Genomic DNA, 17,398 nt, shown 5'->3' on the forward strand with positions numbered 1-17,398 from the left:
AAGGTTGCATCATGCTCACTGTGCTGACAAGTGAGCATGCAGGCTAAGTGCTATATAGGGTTATCGGCAGGCAGGCACATTTCTGCATGCCGACTGTCGTACGTTTCAGGCGTAGACGTGTCAGCGCAGGGCGATGGTCACGGACTCGATCTTTCTGCCTTTCTTATCGTGAAAGTCCACGTTTAACTGATCCGCTTGCAGTGTCAGGCAAGCAAAATTGTCTTCGCTGATCATGCGGCTAGTCATCGAGGCTTTGTAGGTGCCCGCTGTGTTGGTGGCCAAAGGCTCGTCGAGAATGAGGTTGTCTGCCTTGGCGTAGGGCAGCATTTTCGAATTGCACAATGGCGATGACACGATGCTGTGCACGACGAAGTCAGGGTCTTGGCTATGCCGCAACTGGCTGGTCAACGAGCCATGAATATCCCCGGATACAAACATGACGTTCTTGATCTTGTTCGAGCGAATGGTCTCAAGGATGCGTGTGCGCTGCGTCGAATAGGCCTTCCAGCCATCTTCGCCATGGTTCTTCAGGTCCGGGAACGCCAGCACACTGCTGACAATAAATTTCACTTTGGCCGGGCTCTGGATTAGCCATTTCAGCAGGGCGTTTTCTTGTTCAACACCCAGCATGCGTTTGTCGCTGCCCGACAAAATGCGTTGCGTGCGGCAGTCCGTGACAAACCAGTCGCTATCACCGTCGGCAAACGAGTGCCAGTAGCGCGAGACCTTGCGGTTGATTTTTCCGTCGGGGAGCCGTTCAAGCGCCGGGCCATGGCTGCATTGATAGATTTCATAAGCGCGTAGAGCGTTTTGATAGAGCGCTTTGTCAGCGCTGCTTTGATTGGCGGGCCAGTTATCTTCGATTTCGTGGTCGTCGAGAATCATATAAGTCGGTGTGCCCGACATTAAGTTGCGAATGTGCGGCTGCGAAAATGCGCTGCGGTATTTATGGGCGATGGCCGGGTAATCCCGGTCGGGCGCCACGATGTTCAAATCGTCGACGTAGACCTGATCGCCAACCATCAGCAACCCGTCCAGGGGCTGGCGGGCGGCCAGGGACTGAATGGCGCTGAAAATGGCATCCCCGAGTTCTGGCGCAGAGGGCACACCCAAGGTGAGCCTCAGGTAGCGACAAGACCCCACGACATAGCGGCGTACCCGGTTGCGTTCAGTGCTCGCGGTCTTGAAGGTGTAAACGGTTTCTGGCCATTCCAGTGCGATCTTGGCGACGGTTTCGGGAGTGTGGTCGGGGTGCGTGGTGTTGAACCAGCCCGCTTGGTATTCGTAAGGGCTGTCGGCATCAAGGTTGTCCAGCACCAGGGTGTCGGACATGTCGTATTCGCCATTGAGCTTTGAGTAAACACCCGCAGACCACAGCTGCTCGCCGCGTTTGCGGTGCCGAATCCCTGCAAAAACCGGGTAATCCGTGCTGGTGGCGCCGCGTAGGAAAATACGTGCATGGTGGGGCGTGGTGTAGCCCAGAATCGGGCCGACGGTAGGTCGATTCACATCGAAATCCTTTCTGATGTTTAAAAAAATCCTTTTTTAAACATAGAAGTGGGCCCCATGGATGACCTGTCCGTGAGTTCGACATGGGCCGTAGGGCGAAGCGATTAGCGCCTGTGTGATCCGGCCGATGTGAATACCGCGAAACACAGCCTCCAGCCCGGTGACTGGCGCAACCGGGCTGCTGCTGAGGGGTTACACAATGGAGTCGATGTCCAGGTAATACGGTTTCCCGGCTGAGGCGACCTCCATGTCATACGCCGTGGGCTGAGGGATCATCGCGATTTGCACCTGCACCTGGTTCTCGCGCTGGGCCATCCAGCGATCCAGCGTGGGTTGCAACTGCTCAGACTGCGCAGCGGTGCCGTAGACATCCTTGAGGGTCAGGTAACGGTTGTTCTGGGTCTTCAGGCGTTGCAGGGCCGTGCCGAGCTTGCCGTACTCGCCTGAATAATCATTGACGGTCTGGATGTAGTCGGGTTCGTTATTGGCATAACCCTTGGTGTCGGTGGCTTCTCTGCCCTTTTTCCAGACCTGTTCGCGCATGGTTTGCAGTGCTTTACCTACCAGCCTGTATTCACGATTGGTCACCACCGTCTGACTGTCTTGCTGGGTTTGCTGCCAGCGCCGCAAGGTGGCCCATGAGAACGGGATATAAGCGCCCGACAAACTGTGATCACCGAAGCTCATGAATTGTTTGATCACCCCACCGCGCAAAGGAAGGTCTCCATCCTTGGCCAGGGCGCGGGTGCAAGCGGCCTCTTCGATGGAGGCGCAACCGGGGTTCCAGAGAATTGAGGATTTTTCCTCGGTGCCGAAACGCACGGGCATGAAGTGGTGCAACGTGCCGTGATGCTCATACGGTTTGCCGCCGACCCGCACCAGGCCTCCGACAAAAATAAGAATGGCCAACACCGGGTTGATCACAAACAGCGAAGCCAGCCCCGGAAGCCAGATGGTACGCCGGGCATTCATCCAGGGCGCGGGCACGCTGGGCACCATGTCGTCGTTGTTGACCATACGATGGTGAACCAGCGGCTTGGCGGCCTCGACGAAAGCGGCATCACCTGCACGCGGTGCGCCGTAGGTGTAGAGGAGGATGTCGTACTGTTGCTCTTTATCGTTGCGCAAGGCCTCAGCGAGGATCAGTGCAATTGCCCCGCCCAAACTATGCCCCGAGATAATGACTTTTTGTCCCGTGTGAAAGCGATCGAGGTAGTCCTGAATGAATTTTTTTAGCGCCTTATAGGCATCGTAAAAACCATGGTGAACATGACCTGTACCCTCTTCAAAAGGCACTTGTACAGCATCGGCATCACGCCACCAGTCTGCCTTTTCAAGCGTGCCACGTATGCCGATCAGGATGATCTCATCGTGGTGCGTGATATAGGCCTGGGTGCTTTTACCGCTCAGCCAGTACTCATCGTGATCGGTGAAAAAATGAAGATTAGCCGGGTGCTCTTGCTCTTCTTCTTTCTCCGGCAAATTCATTTCATAAAGCGCAGGGTCGAAGGGCAGGATTTCGAAGCGTTTGGAGTAGGGCACCTCTTCATAAAGGGGGTAATAGCGGGTGACTGAAGACTGGTCTTTGTCGACCTTCCAGCTTTGGCGGAAGTTTGCCAGGGCATCCCCGAAAAAGTTGCCGACACTGGGGTCAAATTTGAATTCCACAGTCTGGGTAGGCCTGAGGGGAGGCTCTTGGCCGAAATCCGAATAACTCAACCCGGCCATGATGGAGAGCTGATACAAATTCAAGGCGCTGAAGTCATTACTGGTTGAAAGCAGAGGGCGGAATGCACGCAAAGGGCGAACCTCCAGCACGGTATGGCGATTAGGCATTAACCCGACGCCGTACAGGTCGGACGCGTCCTGCCCCGGCGATAACTTGGCCACTGCGTCAATCAGTGCTTTTTTGGGCGGGTAGTGACGGTCGACTACCGGCGGTAAATGCGCGCCGTTTTTAACCAGGTCGCGTACTTCCACCTGAATGAAATTGCCGTCGTTCTTATTGGCAGGGTTGTGTTCGGTGCGGAAGCCGTCTTTGTGGAAGAACTGGGTTTTTTCTGCTCGTACTTGGAGTTCGGTAATAGGGAGGGGGTAGAAGAGTCTGTCAGCCAAGAGTCGATAGGGTTGCTCTAAATCAGAATGTAGAGAGTCGAAGTGGAGTATTACTGGTCCCTTATAACAATCATGGATTTTCGCGGAGCCTTTTGAATCCAGAACCCCAACGTATTGCACATGAGTGCTATCCCTAAGTTTGTAACCAAGTCCTGCGTAGGGAGCACCATTTCCGTTCTCATCTACAAGCTGGAAACTTATCCATTGCTCTTTTAACGGGCAGGAAAGCATATTGCTTCGAAAAGTAGATCGTTCATCGCTATTTATCGACGGAAATATAGCCATCGTTATCTTCCTTATTCTGTACAGTTCGGATAAACGGTGCACTCTCGACCGCCCGGCATTTTGAAAGACTCAAGGAATTTATACGGCTTGGTGCAAGGCTCCTCATTTTGAGTGCCCCAAACGCCTGTACAGGCTTTCCATCCTTTTGGAGTTTCAATCCACCAGCCTTTGTAGTAAGGCTTTTCACTGTTGGCCACACTCAGCACCAATCTGACTGTCGAATCTGCCATCTGATCGCGATGCAAGCTGCCACCGATCATGCGTTTCTCCATGTCGCCGTTTGCACCAAGGGCCCTGCATTGCAGTATTTTTCTAATAAATCGCTCAGGGCCGGCTGTTCGAAAAAACCACTGACATTGCCTCTTAAAGACTCGGACCGGTGGTGTCGAATTGGCGGGCAAATTTGCTGAGGGCTCATCACTGATAGAAAAACCGGCAGACGCCAAACTCATGTCCAATTCACGCTTGCCCCACTGCCCTTCAATCTTCAGCTTCAACCCTCGCAGCACCATCGAGCAGCCATGGTCGTCGTCGGTCAGTGGCACTTTGAACTCAACCTGATGGGCTGTTTTGGGTTGTTCCGGCTTGAAGAACAGGCTGCCTGTAGTGAACGCTTCGCCGGAGGGGGCGATGCAAGTCTCACCGGGCGCGGGTTTATAGTTGGCAGTGCCGGTCACCGTGAAGTTTTCAGGCACGTCAGCCTGAAATGTGAAGGTTTGGGGTGGGGTAACGGAGCAGCCCGACATCACCAAAGCAAAAGCGCCCAGGCATAAAGCCTGCCCCCAGTTGATGGTGGGTATAAGCGGCTTATAATTTTCCGTGTTTACATGTGTTTTCATTTTTTAATGTCCTTATTCAGTGCAGTTCGGATAAACAGTGCAATCGCGACCGTCGGGCATTTTGAAGGGTTTGAAATCGGTGGTGTTTCCTCGGCAAAAGCCATAGCGATCATCCAGGCCTTTCCCCATACATCGCTTCCAACCCGTCGGAAACTTAACCCAGTTATCCCCAACCGCTGGTTCTTCTTCCTTCGCCACAGACAACACCAACTTGACCGTCGAGTCCGCCAACTGATCGCGGTGCAAACGACCGCCGATCATGCGTTTTTCCATATCGCCGTTTGTATTCAAGGCCCTGCACTTTGGGATTTTTACGATGTAGCGATACGGGCCCATGGTTCTGAAGAGCCACTGGCATTGCCCTTTAAACACTTGAGAAGTAGAAGTTTGTTGCGAGGTGTCATCTGAAATAGAAAAAGTGGCAAATTCTTGTGAAGTATGCTCTCTGCCTGGCCCCCAGCGACCCTCAATTGTCAGCTTCAGACTGTGCAGCACCGCCGAGCAACCAAGTTTGTTCTCGGTCAATGGCACTTTGAATTCAACTTGATGGGCCGTTTTTGGCTGTTCCGGCTTGAAGTGCAGACGACCGACGCGGACGGTTTGCCGGATCGTCCAGTGCAGGTTTCTCCGGGCGCAGGTATGTAATTGCCTGTGCCCGTCACCGTGAAGTCTTCAGGCACGTCAGCCTGAAAGGTGAAGGTTTTAGGTGTGGTAACGGAGCAGCCCGACATCACCAAAGCAAAAGCGCCCAGGCACAAAGCCTGCCCCCAGTTGATGGTGGGTATAAACGGCTTATAATTTTCCGTGTTTACATGTGTTTTCATTTTTTAATGTCCTTATTCAGTGCAGGTCGGATAAACAGTGCAATCGCGACCGTCGGGCATTTTGAATGACTTTAGAAATTTGTATGGCTTGGTACAAAGCTCTTCATTCGGCGTTCCCCAAAGACCTGTACAGGCTTTCCATCCCTTCTGAGTTTCAATCCAGAAGTTTGTGTAATAAGGCTCCTCACGGTTGGCCACACTCAGCACCAATCTGACTGTCGAGTTCGCCAGCTTATCGCGGTGCAAGCGGCCACCGATCATGCGTTTCTCCATGTCGCCGTTTGCACCAAGGGCCCTGCATTGCAGTATTTTTCTGATCACCTGCTTAGATCCGACTGTGCGAAACAGCCACTGGCATTGCCCGTTAAAATACTGGGCCTGTGGTGTTGACGTGGCAGGGGGTTGTGCGGAGGGCTCATCGCTGACGGAGAAACCGGCAGACGCCAAACTCATGTCCCGTTCACGCTTGCCCCACTGCCCTTCAATCTTCAGCTTCAACCCTCGCAGTACCATCGAGCAGCCATGGTCGTCGTCGGTCAGTGGGACTTTGAACTCAACTTGATGGGCTGTTTTGGGTTGCTCCGGCTTGAAGAAAAGGCTGCCTGTCGTGAACGCTTCGCCGGAGGGGGGGATGCAGGTTTCACCGGGCGCGGGTTTGTAGTTGGCAGTGCCGGTCACCGTGAAGTTCTCAGGCACGTCAGCCTGAAAGGTGAAGGTTTTGGGTGGGGTCATTGAGCAGCCGGTAAGGAGGCTCATGCTGGTGCTCAAGAGCCATGCACGCAGGTTGGGCTTCATAGGGGAGTTTCTCCCGCCCAGAACTGCACTTCGCTCAACAGTCGCTCAAAGTGAGTCTGTGGCGTCTCGTGCTCGCGGGGTGACCAGTTTTTTATCACTGGTCGCTCCAGGGTTTCTAAACGATGCAGCACTAAAAAGTGCAGCTGTTCGGGCGTGTTCCAGTTCCAGTGCCGTGCCTGGGTCAGTTGCTCGGTCAGCCACTCGTCCGGGTCTCGATGCTGGCTGAGTGCGAGCATGCCATCGCTGCGTTCGGCCCACAGGTAGCGGTAGATATTGGTGTGCAGGATGTCGATGGCCAGCAACTGCGGGGCCGGGACGTTGAGCCAGGCCGGTTGGTCGGGTACGGGGTGTTCACCGGGCGCGGGGTTGTGGGTGACGTCCCAGCGCGATTCGGCCCAGTAACACACGCTGGTGACAGGCCCCAGGTAGCCGGGCAGCGCCTCCTCGGTCATGAACGCCAAGGCCCGGGCGAGCACCCGGTTGTCATGGAACCGATACAGCGCCTGATTCGGGCGGGTGCCGGTGATGATGCGTTCGCGCCAGTGCCGGGTCAGGGCGGGCAGTTGCTGTTGGGGCAGGCTTGCCAGCCAGCCCCAGTGGCGCTGCGGCTCGGCCAGTAGCGTGTCCAGAACTGCGTATTCCCGGGGCTCGATGATGAAGATATAGGGCCCGGCATCGGCCAGTTCGCTGACCGGGGTCTGGTGATAGACCCCGCAGTAGCGTTCGTAATCGCAGCTTCGCAACAACTGTTGACGGGGCTCGCGCTCGTCTTCGGAGTCCAGCACCAGGGCAATTGCCTGGCCGAGCTGGCGTTGTTCGCTCATCCATTGGACGACGGTGGTGAGGCTCATGAGGTGGCTCCTTGTGGCAGGCAGACGCCGTCTTTGCACGCCTCGCAGAGGGGGCAGAAGTCAGCTCCCTTGGCTTTACTGGCCTTCATCAGGGCCGCCAGTGTGGGCGCAATCAGAGGTTTGGCAGCGATGGCCTGTGCCTGGGCTGCCTGTAATGGTGCGACGCCGGGCACTGGCGCACCGCCGACCACAATCGGCACGCTGCTGAAAATGCCCCCGCCATTGATCACGATGTGTTGGCCGCCCGCGCTCAGGGTCAAGCTGGCGCCGGCGTTGATTACCACGTGGGTGGCGGTGACGTGGGTGTGGGTTCCTCCTTGCATCACCAACGTGCCGTCGACTTGGGTACTGCTGTTGCCGGTGACCGAGAGTTGTTCGTTGCCTTCGATGACGGTGTCGCGCAACCCTTGGGTGGTGTGCTGTTCGTTGCCTTTAATGAGGCTGGTGCTGTTGCCGCCAACCTGCTCGAAACGGTCGTTTTCGATCAGGCTGCGGCTGTCGCGGGTGATTTGCTCGGCACGGTCGCGGCCGATTTTTGTGTCGCTGTCGTTCAGCACCATGTGTTCGATATCGCGCTGTGCCCGCAGAAAGATTTTCTCCTGCCCGGCACGGTCTTCAATTGACAGTTCGCTGTAACCGCCGGTGTGCGGCGAGCTGTGGCTGCGCATCACCGTTTTGGTTTTATTGGCCGGCAGCGGGTAGGGCACAGGCGTTGATGTGTTGGGCACGCAGCCGGTGATCAGCGGCTTGTCGGGGTCACCTTCGACATAGGTGACCACCACTTCCATGCCGACGCGGGGGATGGTACTGGCACCGAAATGCTCGCCCGCCCAGCTTGATGAGACGCGTACCCAGCAACTGCTTTTGTCGCTGTCCAGTTCGGCCCGGTCCCAGGGCAGCTCGATCCGTACGCGTCCCAGCTCGTCGCAAAAAATCTCTTGGCCCTCCGGGCCGGTCACGCGGGCTGTCTGGGTCACGAGCGGAGGGCGCGGGGGTGTCAGGGGGGGGCGATAGAAAACGTCCCACGGGATGGCGCTGAACTGGTTGCGGTACCCCTGAGTGAAGCCGTCTGCGGGCTGCACATCGCTGCTGACAGACTCTTCCAGTGCCTGCGGCTGTTTGCCTTCGTGATGGACGCTGAGCAGCAGCCACAAGTCGTTACAGGCTTTGCGCGGGTGTTCGGTCAGGGTGAAGAAGTGGCCGCTGCGCAAGATTGGCTGATCGCTGTGGCCTTCAGCCAGGCGATAGTCGCTGCGATGGCGCTCCAGGGCTTGCCGGGCCAGTTGCCTGCCGCGCTTCTCGGTGTCGATCAGCGCCGGGTAGTGATAGTCCTCGAGCGCGGGGGCAAAGTCCGCCGTGAACGCGCTTTGCAGCAGCAGGCTGGGGCGCTTGAGGTCGTAGTCGCGACGCGTAACGGTGCTGGTCCGGGTGCTCAGGCGCTGGGAGAACTGCTGAATCACAGGGTGGTCGGCCACGGTGCCAGTGCCTGGTTGGTAAGGCGTTTCTCCCAAAAGAGGAAAGTAGGTCTGGGTGTCTGTGAATACCAGCAAGTGGCTGTCTTTACTGGGCTGGTGATGCCAGGCGATGCCCTCTTCGGCGCACAGGCGCTGCAGGAACTCAAAATCAGTCTCGGCGTATTGCGTGCAGTATTCACGCACTGGGCTGTGGAGGACGTTGAAGGCATACGCATCTGCCTGGATACCATGGCCCTCAAGCACCTTGGCCAGCACTTGCGGCACACTCAGGTGCTGGAAAATGCGCGGGTTCTGGCTGAACTGCAAATAGTGCAGGGCGGGTACAAGGCTGACGATATAACGCGTCAGGCGCTTGCCGGATTCCCCGACGTATACATCTTCGATATGGCCGTGGAGCCCTTCGCCTTTAAAGCCGAATTGTAGAAAAGCGGGCTGGCACAATAACGATTCAAGATCGATATTCGAATGTTCGCTGACTAACTCGATGCGAATGGCGTACAGCTCGCTGATCGCTTCTTTGCCGTTAAATGCCAAGACTTTGAAGTCGTTGCGCACGTTCGGGATGAGCAAGGAAAAGTGAGCTGCATTGGCCTGCGCGAACATGTTTTTTACCCATGAAAAGAGTGAATTCAGCCCCGCAGGCCTGAATGGGAGCTAAGTGGGTAATCAACTTTCATGCCACTGTTTTTTAAAGCCTTGTTTACACGGTAATTATTTTTTTTTGGATTTTTAGAGGGGGTATTTGCCCGTAAAAAGTTTGGGAAAGTTCGAAAAAGTGCGCAAGAAGTTGCGCAGTACTGTGCAACTTCTTGCGCACTTGCTTGTACGTATTAAACAGTGTGGGTTTCAGCGATGTATCCACACACTTATCCACAACGAGGTGTGCAAGAAGTTGCGCATAATGGCTTTGAGCTATTATGTTTTTGAGGGTGTTCTTAGAGCAAAAAAAGCCCCGCCAATTGGGCGGGGTTGAGGTACGAGCGTGGCGCTCGGAAAACAGTGCGCGGCCCCGGCCTTCGGTGAAGAAGACCGGGGTCTGGCTTACAGCAAGATGGTGCGGATATCGGCCAGCAACTGGCTCAGGCGCTGGGTGAAACGTGCAGCTGCAGCGCCGTTGATCACGCGGTGATCGTAGGACAGCGACAGGGGCAGCATCAGCTTGGGCTGGAAGGCTTTGCCGTCCCAGACAGGCTGAATGGTTGCCTTGGAGACACCCAGGATCGCCACTTCCGGCGCGTTGACGATCGGCGTGAAGCCGGTGCCGCCAATGTGGCCGAGGCTGGAAATGGTGAAGCAGGCGCCTTGCATGTCGTCAGCGGTGAGTTTCTTGTCGCGGGCTTTGGCAGCCAGCGCAGCGGCTTCGGCAGCCAATTGCAGCAGGCTCTTCTGATCAACGTTCTTGATCACAGGAACCAGCAAGCCGTCCGGTGTGTCCACGGCGAAACCAATGTGCACGTATTTCTTGCGGATGATGGCTTTGCCGCTTGGCGCCAGCGAGCTGTTGAAGTCGGGCATTTCCTTGAGCAGGTGGGCGCACGACTTGAGCAGCAGGGGCAGTACGGTCAGTTTCACGCCAGCCTTTTCAGCAACGGCTTTTTGCGCGACGCGGAAAGCTTCCAGCTCAGTGATGTCAGCCTGATCGAACTGCGTCACGTGCGGGATGTTCAGCCAGCTGCGGTGCAGGCTCGACGCGCCGATTTGCATCAGGCGGGTCATGGCCACTTCTTCGACTTCACCGAAACGGCTGAAATCGACAGCCGGAATCGGCGGAATGCCAGCACCACCGGTTGCACCGGCGGCCGGAGCGTCCTTGGCCTTCTGCATCATGGCCTTGACGTAGGCCTGCACGTCTTCTTTCAACACGCGACCGTGCGGGCCGCTCGGGCTCACTGCGTTCAGCTCGACGCCGAACTCGCGGGCCAGTTGACGGACAGCAGGGCCTGCGTGAACTTTCGCGCCTTTTGGCGCAGGCGCGGCGGCCGGGGCAGGGGCTGCCTCGGCTTTGGCGGCTGGCGCAGGGGCTGCAGCGGCAGGCGCTTCAGCTTTGGCCGGAGCCGGGGCTGCTGGCGCAGGTGCGGCAGGTGCCGCAGCGCCTTGAACCTTGAGCTTGAGGATGAAATCGCCAGTGCCGACTTCGTCATCGAGCTTGACCGAAATGCTTTCCACCACACCGGCAGCTGGCGATGGAATTTCCATGCTGGCCTTGTCGGATTCGAGGGTGATCAGCGATTGATCGGCCTCAACGGTGTCGCCTGCCTTGACCAGAATCTCGATGATTTTGGCTTTGCCCGACGAGCCGATGTCCGGGACGTGAATGTCCTGCACGGTGGCTTCTGCCGGGGCCGCAGCTGCGGGTGCCTGGGCGGCTGGCGCTTCTGCGGCAGGGGCTTTGGCGGGTTCTTCAGCAGCGGCCGGAGCAGCGGCTTCAGGCGCCGCGCTGGCGCCCTCGACTTCCAGCTCCAGCAGTTCGTCGCCTTCTTTGAGGCGGTCGCCCAGGTTTACTTTCAGGCTCTTGACGATACCGGCCTTGGGCGCAGGGATTTCCATGCTCGCCTTGTCCGATTCCAGCGTCAGGATGCTCTGGTCGGCTTCAATGCGGTCGCCGACCTTTACAAACAGTTCGATGACTTCACCTTCACCGCTGCCGATGTCAGGTACTCGAATGAGTTCGCTCACAAATATTCTCCTCAGCAGTCCAGTGGGTTGCGTTTTTCCGGGTTGATGCCGAACTTGACGATGGCTTCTGCTACCACCTTCGGTTCGATATCGCCACGGTCAGCCAGTGCTTCAAGGGCTGCCAACACCACGAAGTGACGGTCTACTTCAAAGAAGTGACGCAGTTTTTTGCGGCTGTCGCTGCGGCCGAAACCGTCAGTGCCCAGCACTTTGAATTCCTTGACCGGTACCCACTGGCGAATCTGTTCGGCGAACAGCTTCATGTAGTCAGTCGAAGCGATGACCGGACCTTTACGGCCGCTCAGGCACTCTTCAACGTAGCTGACCTGTGGCTTCTGACCAGGGTGCAAACGGTTGGCACGTTCAACGGCCAGGCCGTCGCGACGCAGTTCGTTGAAGCTGGTAACGCTCCACACGTCCGCACCGATGTTGAACTCGTCACGCAGGATCTTCGCAGCTTCACGCACTTCACGCAGGATGGTGCCGGAGCCCATCAGTTGAACGTGGTGAGCGGCTTCCCGGGTGTCTTCTTCCAGCAGGTACATACCTTTGACGATACCTTCCTCGACACCGGCCGGCATGGCTGGCTGCTGGTAGGACTCGTTCATCACGGTGATGTAGTAGAAGACGTCCTGTTGCTCTTCGGTCATCTTCTTCATGCCGTCCTGAATGATCACCGCCAGCTCATAGCCGTAGGTCGGATCGTAGGTGCGGCAGTTCGGGATGGTGGCAGCCAGGATGTGGCTGTGACCGTCTTCGTGTTGCAGGCCTTCACCGTTGAGCGTAGTGCGCCCGGCGGTGCCGCCGATCAGGAAGCCACGGGTGCGGCTGTCGCCAGCGGCCCAGGCCAGGTCGCCAATACGCTGGAAGCCGAACATCGAGTAGAAGATGTAGAACGGCAGCATTGGCTGGTTGTGGTTGGAGTACGAAGTACCGGCGGCGATGAAGGAGCTCATGGCGCCTGCTTCGTTGATGCCTTCTTCGAGGATCTGACCTTTCTTGTCTTCGCGGTAGAACATCACCTGGTCTTTATCGACGGGCTCGTAGAGCTGGCCGGCGGACGAGTAGATGCCCAACTGACGGAACATGCCTTCCATACCGAAGGTACGGGCTTCGTCCGGGATGATCGGCACGATGCGCTGGCCGATGTCCTTGTCCTTGACCAGCTGCGCCAAGATACGCACGAAGGCCATGGTGGTGGAGATTTCGCGGTCGCCGGAGCCGTCAAGGATGGCCTTGAGGGTGTCCAGTGGCGGGGTCGGAATGCTCATGCTCTTGGCGCGACGCTGTGGCACGAAACCGCCCAGTGCCGTGCGACGCTCGCTCAGGTAGCGGGCTTCAGCGCTGCCTTCTTCTGGTTTGAAGAACGGCAGGTTTTCGATTTCTTCGTCTTTGACCGGGATGTCGAAACGGTCGCGGAACAACTTCAGGCTGTCGACGTCGACTTTCTTGGTGTTGTGCGCCGTGTTTTTCGCTTCGCCCGCACCGGTGCCATAACCCTTGATGGTCTTGGCCAGGATGACGGTTGGCTGGTCTTTGTGGTTGACCGCTTCGTGGTACGCCGCGTAGACCTTGTACGGGTCGTGGCCGCCACGGTTGAGCTTCCAGATTTCGTCGTCGGACAGGTCTGCAACCATCGCTTTGAGTTCAGGCGTGTTGAAGAAGTGTTCACGCACGAATGCGCCGTCTTTGGCTTTGTAGTTCTGGTACTCGCCGTCGATGACTTCGTCCATGCGGCGTTGCAGGATGCCGTCGACGTCTTTGGCCAGCAGCGGGTCCCAGAAACGGCCCCAGATGACTTTGGTTACGTTCCACTGAGCACCGCGGAACACGCCTTCGAGTTCCTGAATGATTTTGCCGTTGCCGCGAACCGGGCCGTCGAGGCGCTGCAGGTTGCAGTTGATGACAAAAATCAGGTTGTCGAGGTTTTCACGGCCTGCCAGCGAGATGGCGCCCAGGGATTCCGGCTCGTCACACTCGCCATCGCCCAGGAAACACCAGACTTTCTGCTTGCCGGCCGGGATGTACCCGCGCGCTTCCAGGTACTTCATGAAGCGCGCCTGGTAGATCGCCTGAATCGGACCCAGACCCATGGAAACGGTCGGGAACTGCCAGAAGTCAGGCATCAGCCATGGGTGCGGGTAGGACGAGAGGCCCTGACCGTCGACTTCCTGGCGGAAGTTGTTCATCTGGTCTTCAGTGATACGGCCTTCCATGAAGGCACGCGCGTAAACGCCCGGGGAGGTATGGCCCTGGAAGTAGATCAGGTCGCCGCCGTGTTCTTCGGTCGGGGCCTGGAAGAAGTAGTTGAAGCCGATGTCATACAGGGTTGCGCTGGAGGCGAAGCTGGAGATGTGACCGCCCAGGTCAGAATCTTTCAAGTTCGTGCGCATTACCATTGCCATGGCGTTCCAGCGAACCAACGAGCGAATGCGGCGTTCCATGAACAGGTCGCCAGGCATGCGTGCTTCGTGGGTAACGGGAATGGTGTTGCGGTATGGCGTTGTGATGGCGTACGGCAGCTGCGAACCGGTGCGAGTAGCGAGCTCACCCATACGGGTCATCAGATAGTGAGCACGGTCTTCGCCTTCTTTGTCGAGAACCGATTCCAGGGCGTCCAGCCATTCCTGGGTTTCGACGGGATCGAGGTCTTGCATGGCTTGCTCCAGGGCGGAAAGGCTTCCAGAATCGGTTGCCTGAGTTTGCGACTGGCCTTGTGGGCAGACGACATAAATTCTTGGATAGCCGGAAGTAGATTCCGGGGTTGTGTAGTTTTACTACAAATCGTTGGCCATTTCAGCCTTTCAAATGGGTGAGTCAGTAGTAAAACTACAGGATAGGCTTCAACGGCCACCTGTTTGGTTGTGCGAAAAATCGATACTGTTGGTGCGAAATTTAGATTTTTGCCTTCTGTGTGAAGGTTCTGTGCCAAGAAAAAAGAATTGTCAGCTATTTATAACCTTTGTTCGACAGTCGGATTAAACCGCTGTTTCTTCCTGTCACCGTACCCGGCAATCCCTTAGCCGATCAAGGATAGACCATGAGCCTTCCGTCGCTTGCCCCCATTCCCTCTCTTTTATTGCCCGTTGCTAAGCGTGCTGAACAGTCGTGGCGCGCTGCAGTGGCCGGGCTTGACAGTGGGCCAGGGCTGGAAGATTGGTCTGACGCGCGATGGGCAGCATTCAGTCGCGTCAGTGCGGCCAGCGACTTCTTTATTGAGCAGGCATTGCGTGACCCTGTGATGTTGCTGGAATTGGCGAGCTTCGGCGAACTGGACCGCAACTTCGCTCCCGGTGAGCTGTGCGGGCAAATTGCTGCTGCCGTGCAGCAGGCGCAAACCGATGAGGAGTTGGGCCGCGTATTGCGTCGCCAGCGCACGCGTCACCAAGTCCGCATCATCTGGCGCGACCTGACTCGCCAGGCGGATTTGATCGAAACCTGCCGCGACCTGTCGGACATGGCCGATGCTTGCATCGATCAGGCCTACCGCTGGCTGTACGAACGTCACTGCCAGCAGTTCGGCACGCCGATCGGGCAGCGCAGCGGCGAGCCGCAGCCGATGGTAATTCTGGGCATGGGCAAGCTCGGGGCTGTGGAGCTGAACCTCTCATCGGACATCGACCTGATCTTCGCCTATCCCGAAGGCGGTGAAACGGTCGGGGCCAAGCGCCCGCTGGATAATCAGGAGTTCTTCATTCGTTTGGGGCAGCGGCTGATCAAAGCGCTGGACCCGATGACCGTCGACGGCTTCGTGTTCCGCGTCGACATGCGCTTGCGCCCGTATGGGTCGTCGGGGGCGTTGGTGCTGAGCTTCAATGCGCTGGAGCAGTATTACCAGGATCAGGGCCGCGACTGGGAGCGTTACGCAATGATCAAGGCCCGCGTGGTGGCGGGCGATCAAGTCATGGGCGCGCAATTGCTCGATCTGTTGCGCCCGTTCGTGTACCGGCGCTACCTCGATTTTTCTGCGATTGAAGCGCTGCGCACCATGAAACAGCTGATTCAGCAGGAAGTACGACGCAAAGGCATGGCCGACAACATCAAGCTGGGAGCGGGCGGGATTCGCGAAGTTGAATTCATTGCCCAAGCCTTCCAGTTGATTCACGGGGGGCGCGACCTGAGTTTGCAACAACGCCCGCTGCTGAAAGTGTTGAGCATTCTGGAGGGGCAGGGCTATTTGCCACCTGCGGTGGTCAGTGAACTGCGCGAGGGCTATGAATTTCTGCGCTACACCGAACACGCGATTCAGGCGATTGCCGATCGTCAGACCCAGATGCTCCCCGACAGCGAGCTGGATCAGGCGCGCATTGCTTTCATGATGGGGTTTACCAATTGGGCCGCCTTCCACACGCAACTCATGGCGTGGCGAGGGCGAATTGACTGGCATTTCCGTCAGGTGATTGCCGACCCGGACGATGAAGAAGACATCGATGAGGGTGAGTTGATTGTCGGCGGGGAGTGGTTGCCGCTGTGGGAAGAAGTTCAGGACGACGCAGCGGCGTGCGTTCAACTGGAAGAGGCCGGGTTTGTCGATGCGCCGAAAGCGCTGAAACAACTGGCCAGCCTGCGTTCTAGCCCGCAATTGCGCGCGATGCAGCGCTTGGGGCGTGAGCGTCTCGACGCGTTTATCCCGCGCTTGCTGGCCCAGGCGGTTGAGCATGCCAACCCGGACTTGGTCCTGGAGCGGGTGTTGCCGCTGGTGGAAGCCGTGGCCCGACGCTCGGCGTATCTGGTGCTGTTGACCGAAAACCCCGACGCCCTGCGCCGTCTGTTGACCTTGTGCGCGGCGAGCCCGTGGATTGCCGAGCAAATCACGCGTTTCCCGCTGCTGCTTGATGAATTGCTCAATGAAGGCCGTCTGTTCAAGCCGCCCCTGGCGCCGCAGCTGGCAGCGGAGTTGCGTGAGCGCCTGACGCGCATTCCCGAGGACGACCTTGAACAACAGATGGAAGCACTGCGTAACTTCAAGCTTGCGCACCGCTTGCGCGTGGCTGCGTCGGAAATCGCGGGCAGCCTGCCGTTGATGAAGGTCAGCGACTACCTGACCTGGCTGGCCGAAGCCATTCTGGAGCAAGTGCTGGCGTTGGCCTGGCGGCAGACGGTTGCCAAATACGGCACCCCGCAGCGTACCGACGGCAGCCTGTGCGACCCGGGCTTTATTATTGTCGGCTACGGAAAAGTGGGTGGGATCGAGCTGGGACACGGTTCGGATCTGGACCTTGTATTCATCCACGACGGTGACCCGAATGCCGATACCGACGGACCTAAACCCATCGACAGCGCCCAGTTCTTTACTCGCCTGGGGCAGCGAATCATTCACTTGCTCACTGCGCAAACGACCTCTGGCCAGTTGTATGACGTCGATATGCGCTTGCGTCCGTCGGGCGCTTCCGGGTTGCTGGTCAGTTCGCTCGGAGCCTTTGAGCGGTATCAGGAAAATGAAGCCTGGACCTGGGAGCATCAAGCGTTGGTACGGGCCCGTGTGCTGGTGGGCTGCAAGCAAGTGGGCAGCGCATTTGAGAAGGTGCGCGCCGGTGTGCTGGGCCGCGAACGGGACTTGCCCACGTTGCGTCAGGAGGTCAGCGAGATGCGGGCCAAGATGCGCGACAACCTTGGCACCCGCATGACCGCCGCCGGCCTGGGTGAAAATGCCTTCGAGGCCACGGTGCCGTTCGACCTCAAGCAGGACGCCGGAGGTATCGTCGATATTGAATTTATGGTGCAATACGCGACCCTTGCATGGGCGCGGGAGTACCCGCAGTTGCTTCGTTTCACCGATAACATCCGCATTCTGGAAGGGCTGGAGGAGGCCGGGTTGATGCCCGCTGCCGATGCCAGCCTGTTGCGTGAGGCGTACAAGGCCTTTCGCGCGGTTGCCCACCGCCAGGCTTTGCAGAAGGAAGCCGGGGTGGTCACGGGCGATCAGTTTGTCGTCGAACGTCAGAACGTACGGCGCATTTGGTCTGAGCTGGGCCTGGGCCCGGTCAGCCAGAACACAGAGTTAAAGCTGTAAAACGTATCCGGCGGGC

General features: G+C 57.5%; 11 protein-coding genes. 1 reads left to right on the top strand and 10 read right to left on the bottom strand.

Annotated elements, in window-relative coordinates:
* Positions 1-120: 120 nt before the first annotated feature.
* From HBN68_RS08690 to aceE, 10 genes are all read right to left on the bottom strand, one after another.
* The gene (locus tag HBN68_RS08690) at positions 121-1,509 is read right to left on the bottom strand and encodes an alkaline phosphatase D family protein (protein ID WP_169963653.1); all 1,389 of its coding nucleotides are present in this window, start codon (positions 1,507-1,509) and stop codon (positions 121-123) included.
* A gap of 192 nt (positions 1,510-1,701) precedes the next feature.
* Positions 1,702-3,624: a lipase family protein gene (locus HBN68_RS08695; RefSeq protein WP_346010205.1), complete on the bottom strand. Its 1,923-nt coding sequence runs from the start codon at positions 3,622-3,624 to the stop codon at positions 1,702-1,704.
* Between the two features lie 296 nt (positions 3,625-3,920).
* Complete coding sequence (locus HBN68_RS08700; RefSeq protein WP_262373490.1) at positions 3,921-4,748, bottom strand: hypothetical protein; 828 nt, start codon at positions 4,746-4,748, stop codon at positions 3,921-3,923.
* Between the two features lie 12 nt (positions 4,749-4,760).
* Positions 4,761-5,279 carry a hypothetical protein gene (locus HBN68_RS08705; protein WP_169963657.1) on the bottom strand — a complete coding sequence of 173 codons (519 nt, stop codon included), beginning with the start codon at positions 5,277-5,279 and terminating at the stop codon, positions 4,761-4,763.
* Positions 5,270-5,572, bottom strand: coding sequence for a hypothetical protein (locus HBN68_RS08710; protein WP_169963659.1), 303 nt, complete (start codon positions 5,570-5,572; stop codon positions 5,270-5,272). Before HBN68_RS08710 ends, HBN68_RS08705 begins: the two co-directional genes overlap by 10 nt.
* Before the next feature lie 12 nt (positions 5,573-5,584).
* Positions 5,585-6,367 (bottom strand): hypothetical protein, encoded by a 783-nt coding sequence (locus HBN68_RS08715; RefSeq protein WP_262373491.1) that lies wholly within the window; start codon positions 6,365-6,367, stop codon positions 5,585-5,587.
* Positions 6,364-7,218 carry a DUF4123 domain-containing protein gene (locus HBN68_RS08720; protein WP_169963661.1) on the bottom strand — a complete coding sequence of 285 codons (855 nt, stop codon included), beginning with the start codon at positions 7,216-7,218 and terminating at the stop codon, positions 6,364-6,366. Before HBN68_RS08720 ends, HBN68_RS08715 begins: the two co-directional genes overlap by 4 nt.
* Positions 7,215-9,296, bottom strand: a complete 2,082-nt coding sequence (gene tssI, locus HBN68_RS08725) for a type VI secretion system tip protein TssI/VgrG (protein ID WP_169963663.1) — start codon at positions 9,294-9,296, stop codon at positions 7,215-7,217. The genes HBN68_RS08720 and tssI overlap by 4 nt, the downstream gene beginning before the upstream one ends.
* Positions 9,297-9,734: 438 nt before the next feature.
* Complete coding sequence (aceF, locus tag HBN68_RS08730; RefSeq protein ID WP_094991901.1) at positions 9,735-11,369, bottom strand: dihydrolipoyllysine-residue acetyltransferase; 1,635 nt, start codon at positions 11,367-11,369, stop codon at positions 9,735-9,737.
* Positions 11,370-11,380: 11 nt separating this feature from the next.
* The gene (gene aceE / locus HBN68_RS08735) at positions 11,381-14,026 is read right to left on the bottom strand and encodes a pyruvate dehydrogenase (acetyl-transferring), homodimeric type (protein WP_094991902.1); all 2,646 of its coding nucleotides are present in this window, start codon (positions 14,024-14,026) and stop codon (positions 11,381-11,383) included.
* Positions 14,027-14,409: 383 nt separating this feature from the next.
* Here aceE and glnE point away from each other — a divergent pair, with 383 nt between their 5' ends.
* A complete protein-coding gene (glnE, locus tag HBN68_RS08740; RefSeq protein WP_169963665.1) occupies positions 14,410-17,382 on the top strand; it encodes a bifunctional [glutamate--ammonia ligase]-adenylyl-L-tyrosine phosphorylase/[glutamate--ammonia-ligase] adenylyltransferase in 2,973 nt (990 codons plus the stop codon).
* Positions 17,383-17,398 lie beyond the last annotated feature (16 nt).

Origin of the sequence: Pseudomonas sp. WS 5078, from assembly GCF_012985745.1 — a bacterium.
GTDB classification, from domain to species: domain Bacteria; phylum Pseudomonadota; class Gammaproteobacteria; order Pseudomonadales; family Pseudomonadaceae; genus Aquipseudomonas; species Aquipseudomonas lundensis_A.

What these genes read in the sequence shown, in the direction of transcription:
- glnE (WP_169963665.1), top strand. Translation starts at nt 14,410, where the DNA reads ATGAGCCTTCCGTCGCTTGCCCCCATTCCCTCTCTTTTATTGCCCGTT.
- HBN68_RS08720 (WP_169963661.1), bottom strand. Translation starts at nt 7,218, where the DNA reads ATGAGCCTCACCACCGTCGTCCAATGGATGAGCGAACAACGCCAGCTC.
- aceE (WP_094991902.1), bottom strand. Translation starts at nt 14,026, where the DNA reads ATGCAAGACCTCGATCCCGTCGAAACCCAGGAATGGCTGGACGCCCTG.
- HBN68_RS08710 (WP_169963659.1), bottom strand. Translation starts at nt 5,572, where the DNA reads ATGAAAACACATGTAAACACGGAAAATTATAAGCCGTTTATACCCACC.
- HBN68_RS08715 (WP_262373491.1), bottom strand. Translation starts at nt 6,367, where the DNA reads ATGAAGCCCAACCTGCGTGCATGGCTCTTGAGCACCAGCATGAGCCTC.
- tssI (WP_169963663.1), bottom strand. Translation starts at nt 9,296, where the DNA reads ATGTTCGCGCAGGCCAATGCAGCTCACTTTTCCTTGCTCATCCCGAAC.
- HBN68_RS08700 (WP_262373490.1), bottom strand. Translation starts at nt 4,748, where the DNA reads ATGAAAACACATGTAAACACGGAAAATTATAAGCCGCTTATACCCACC.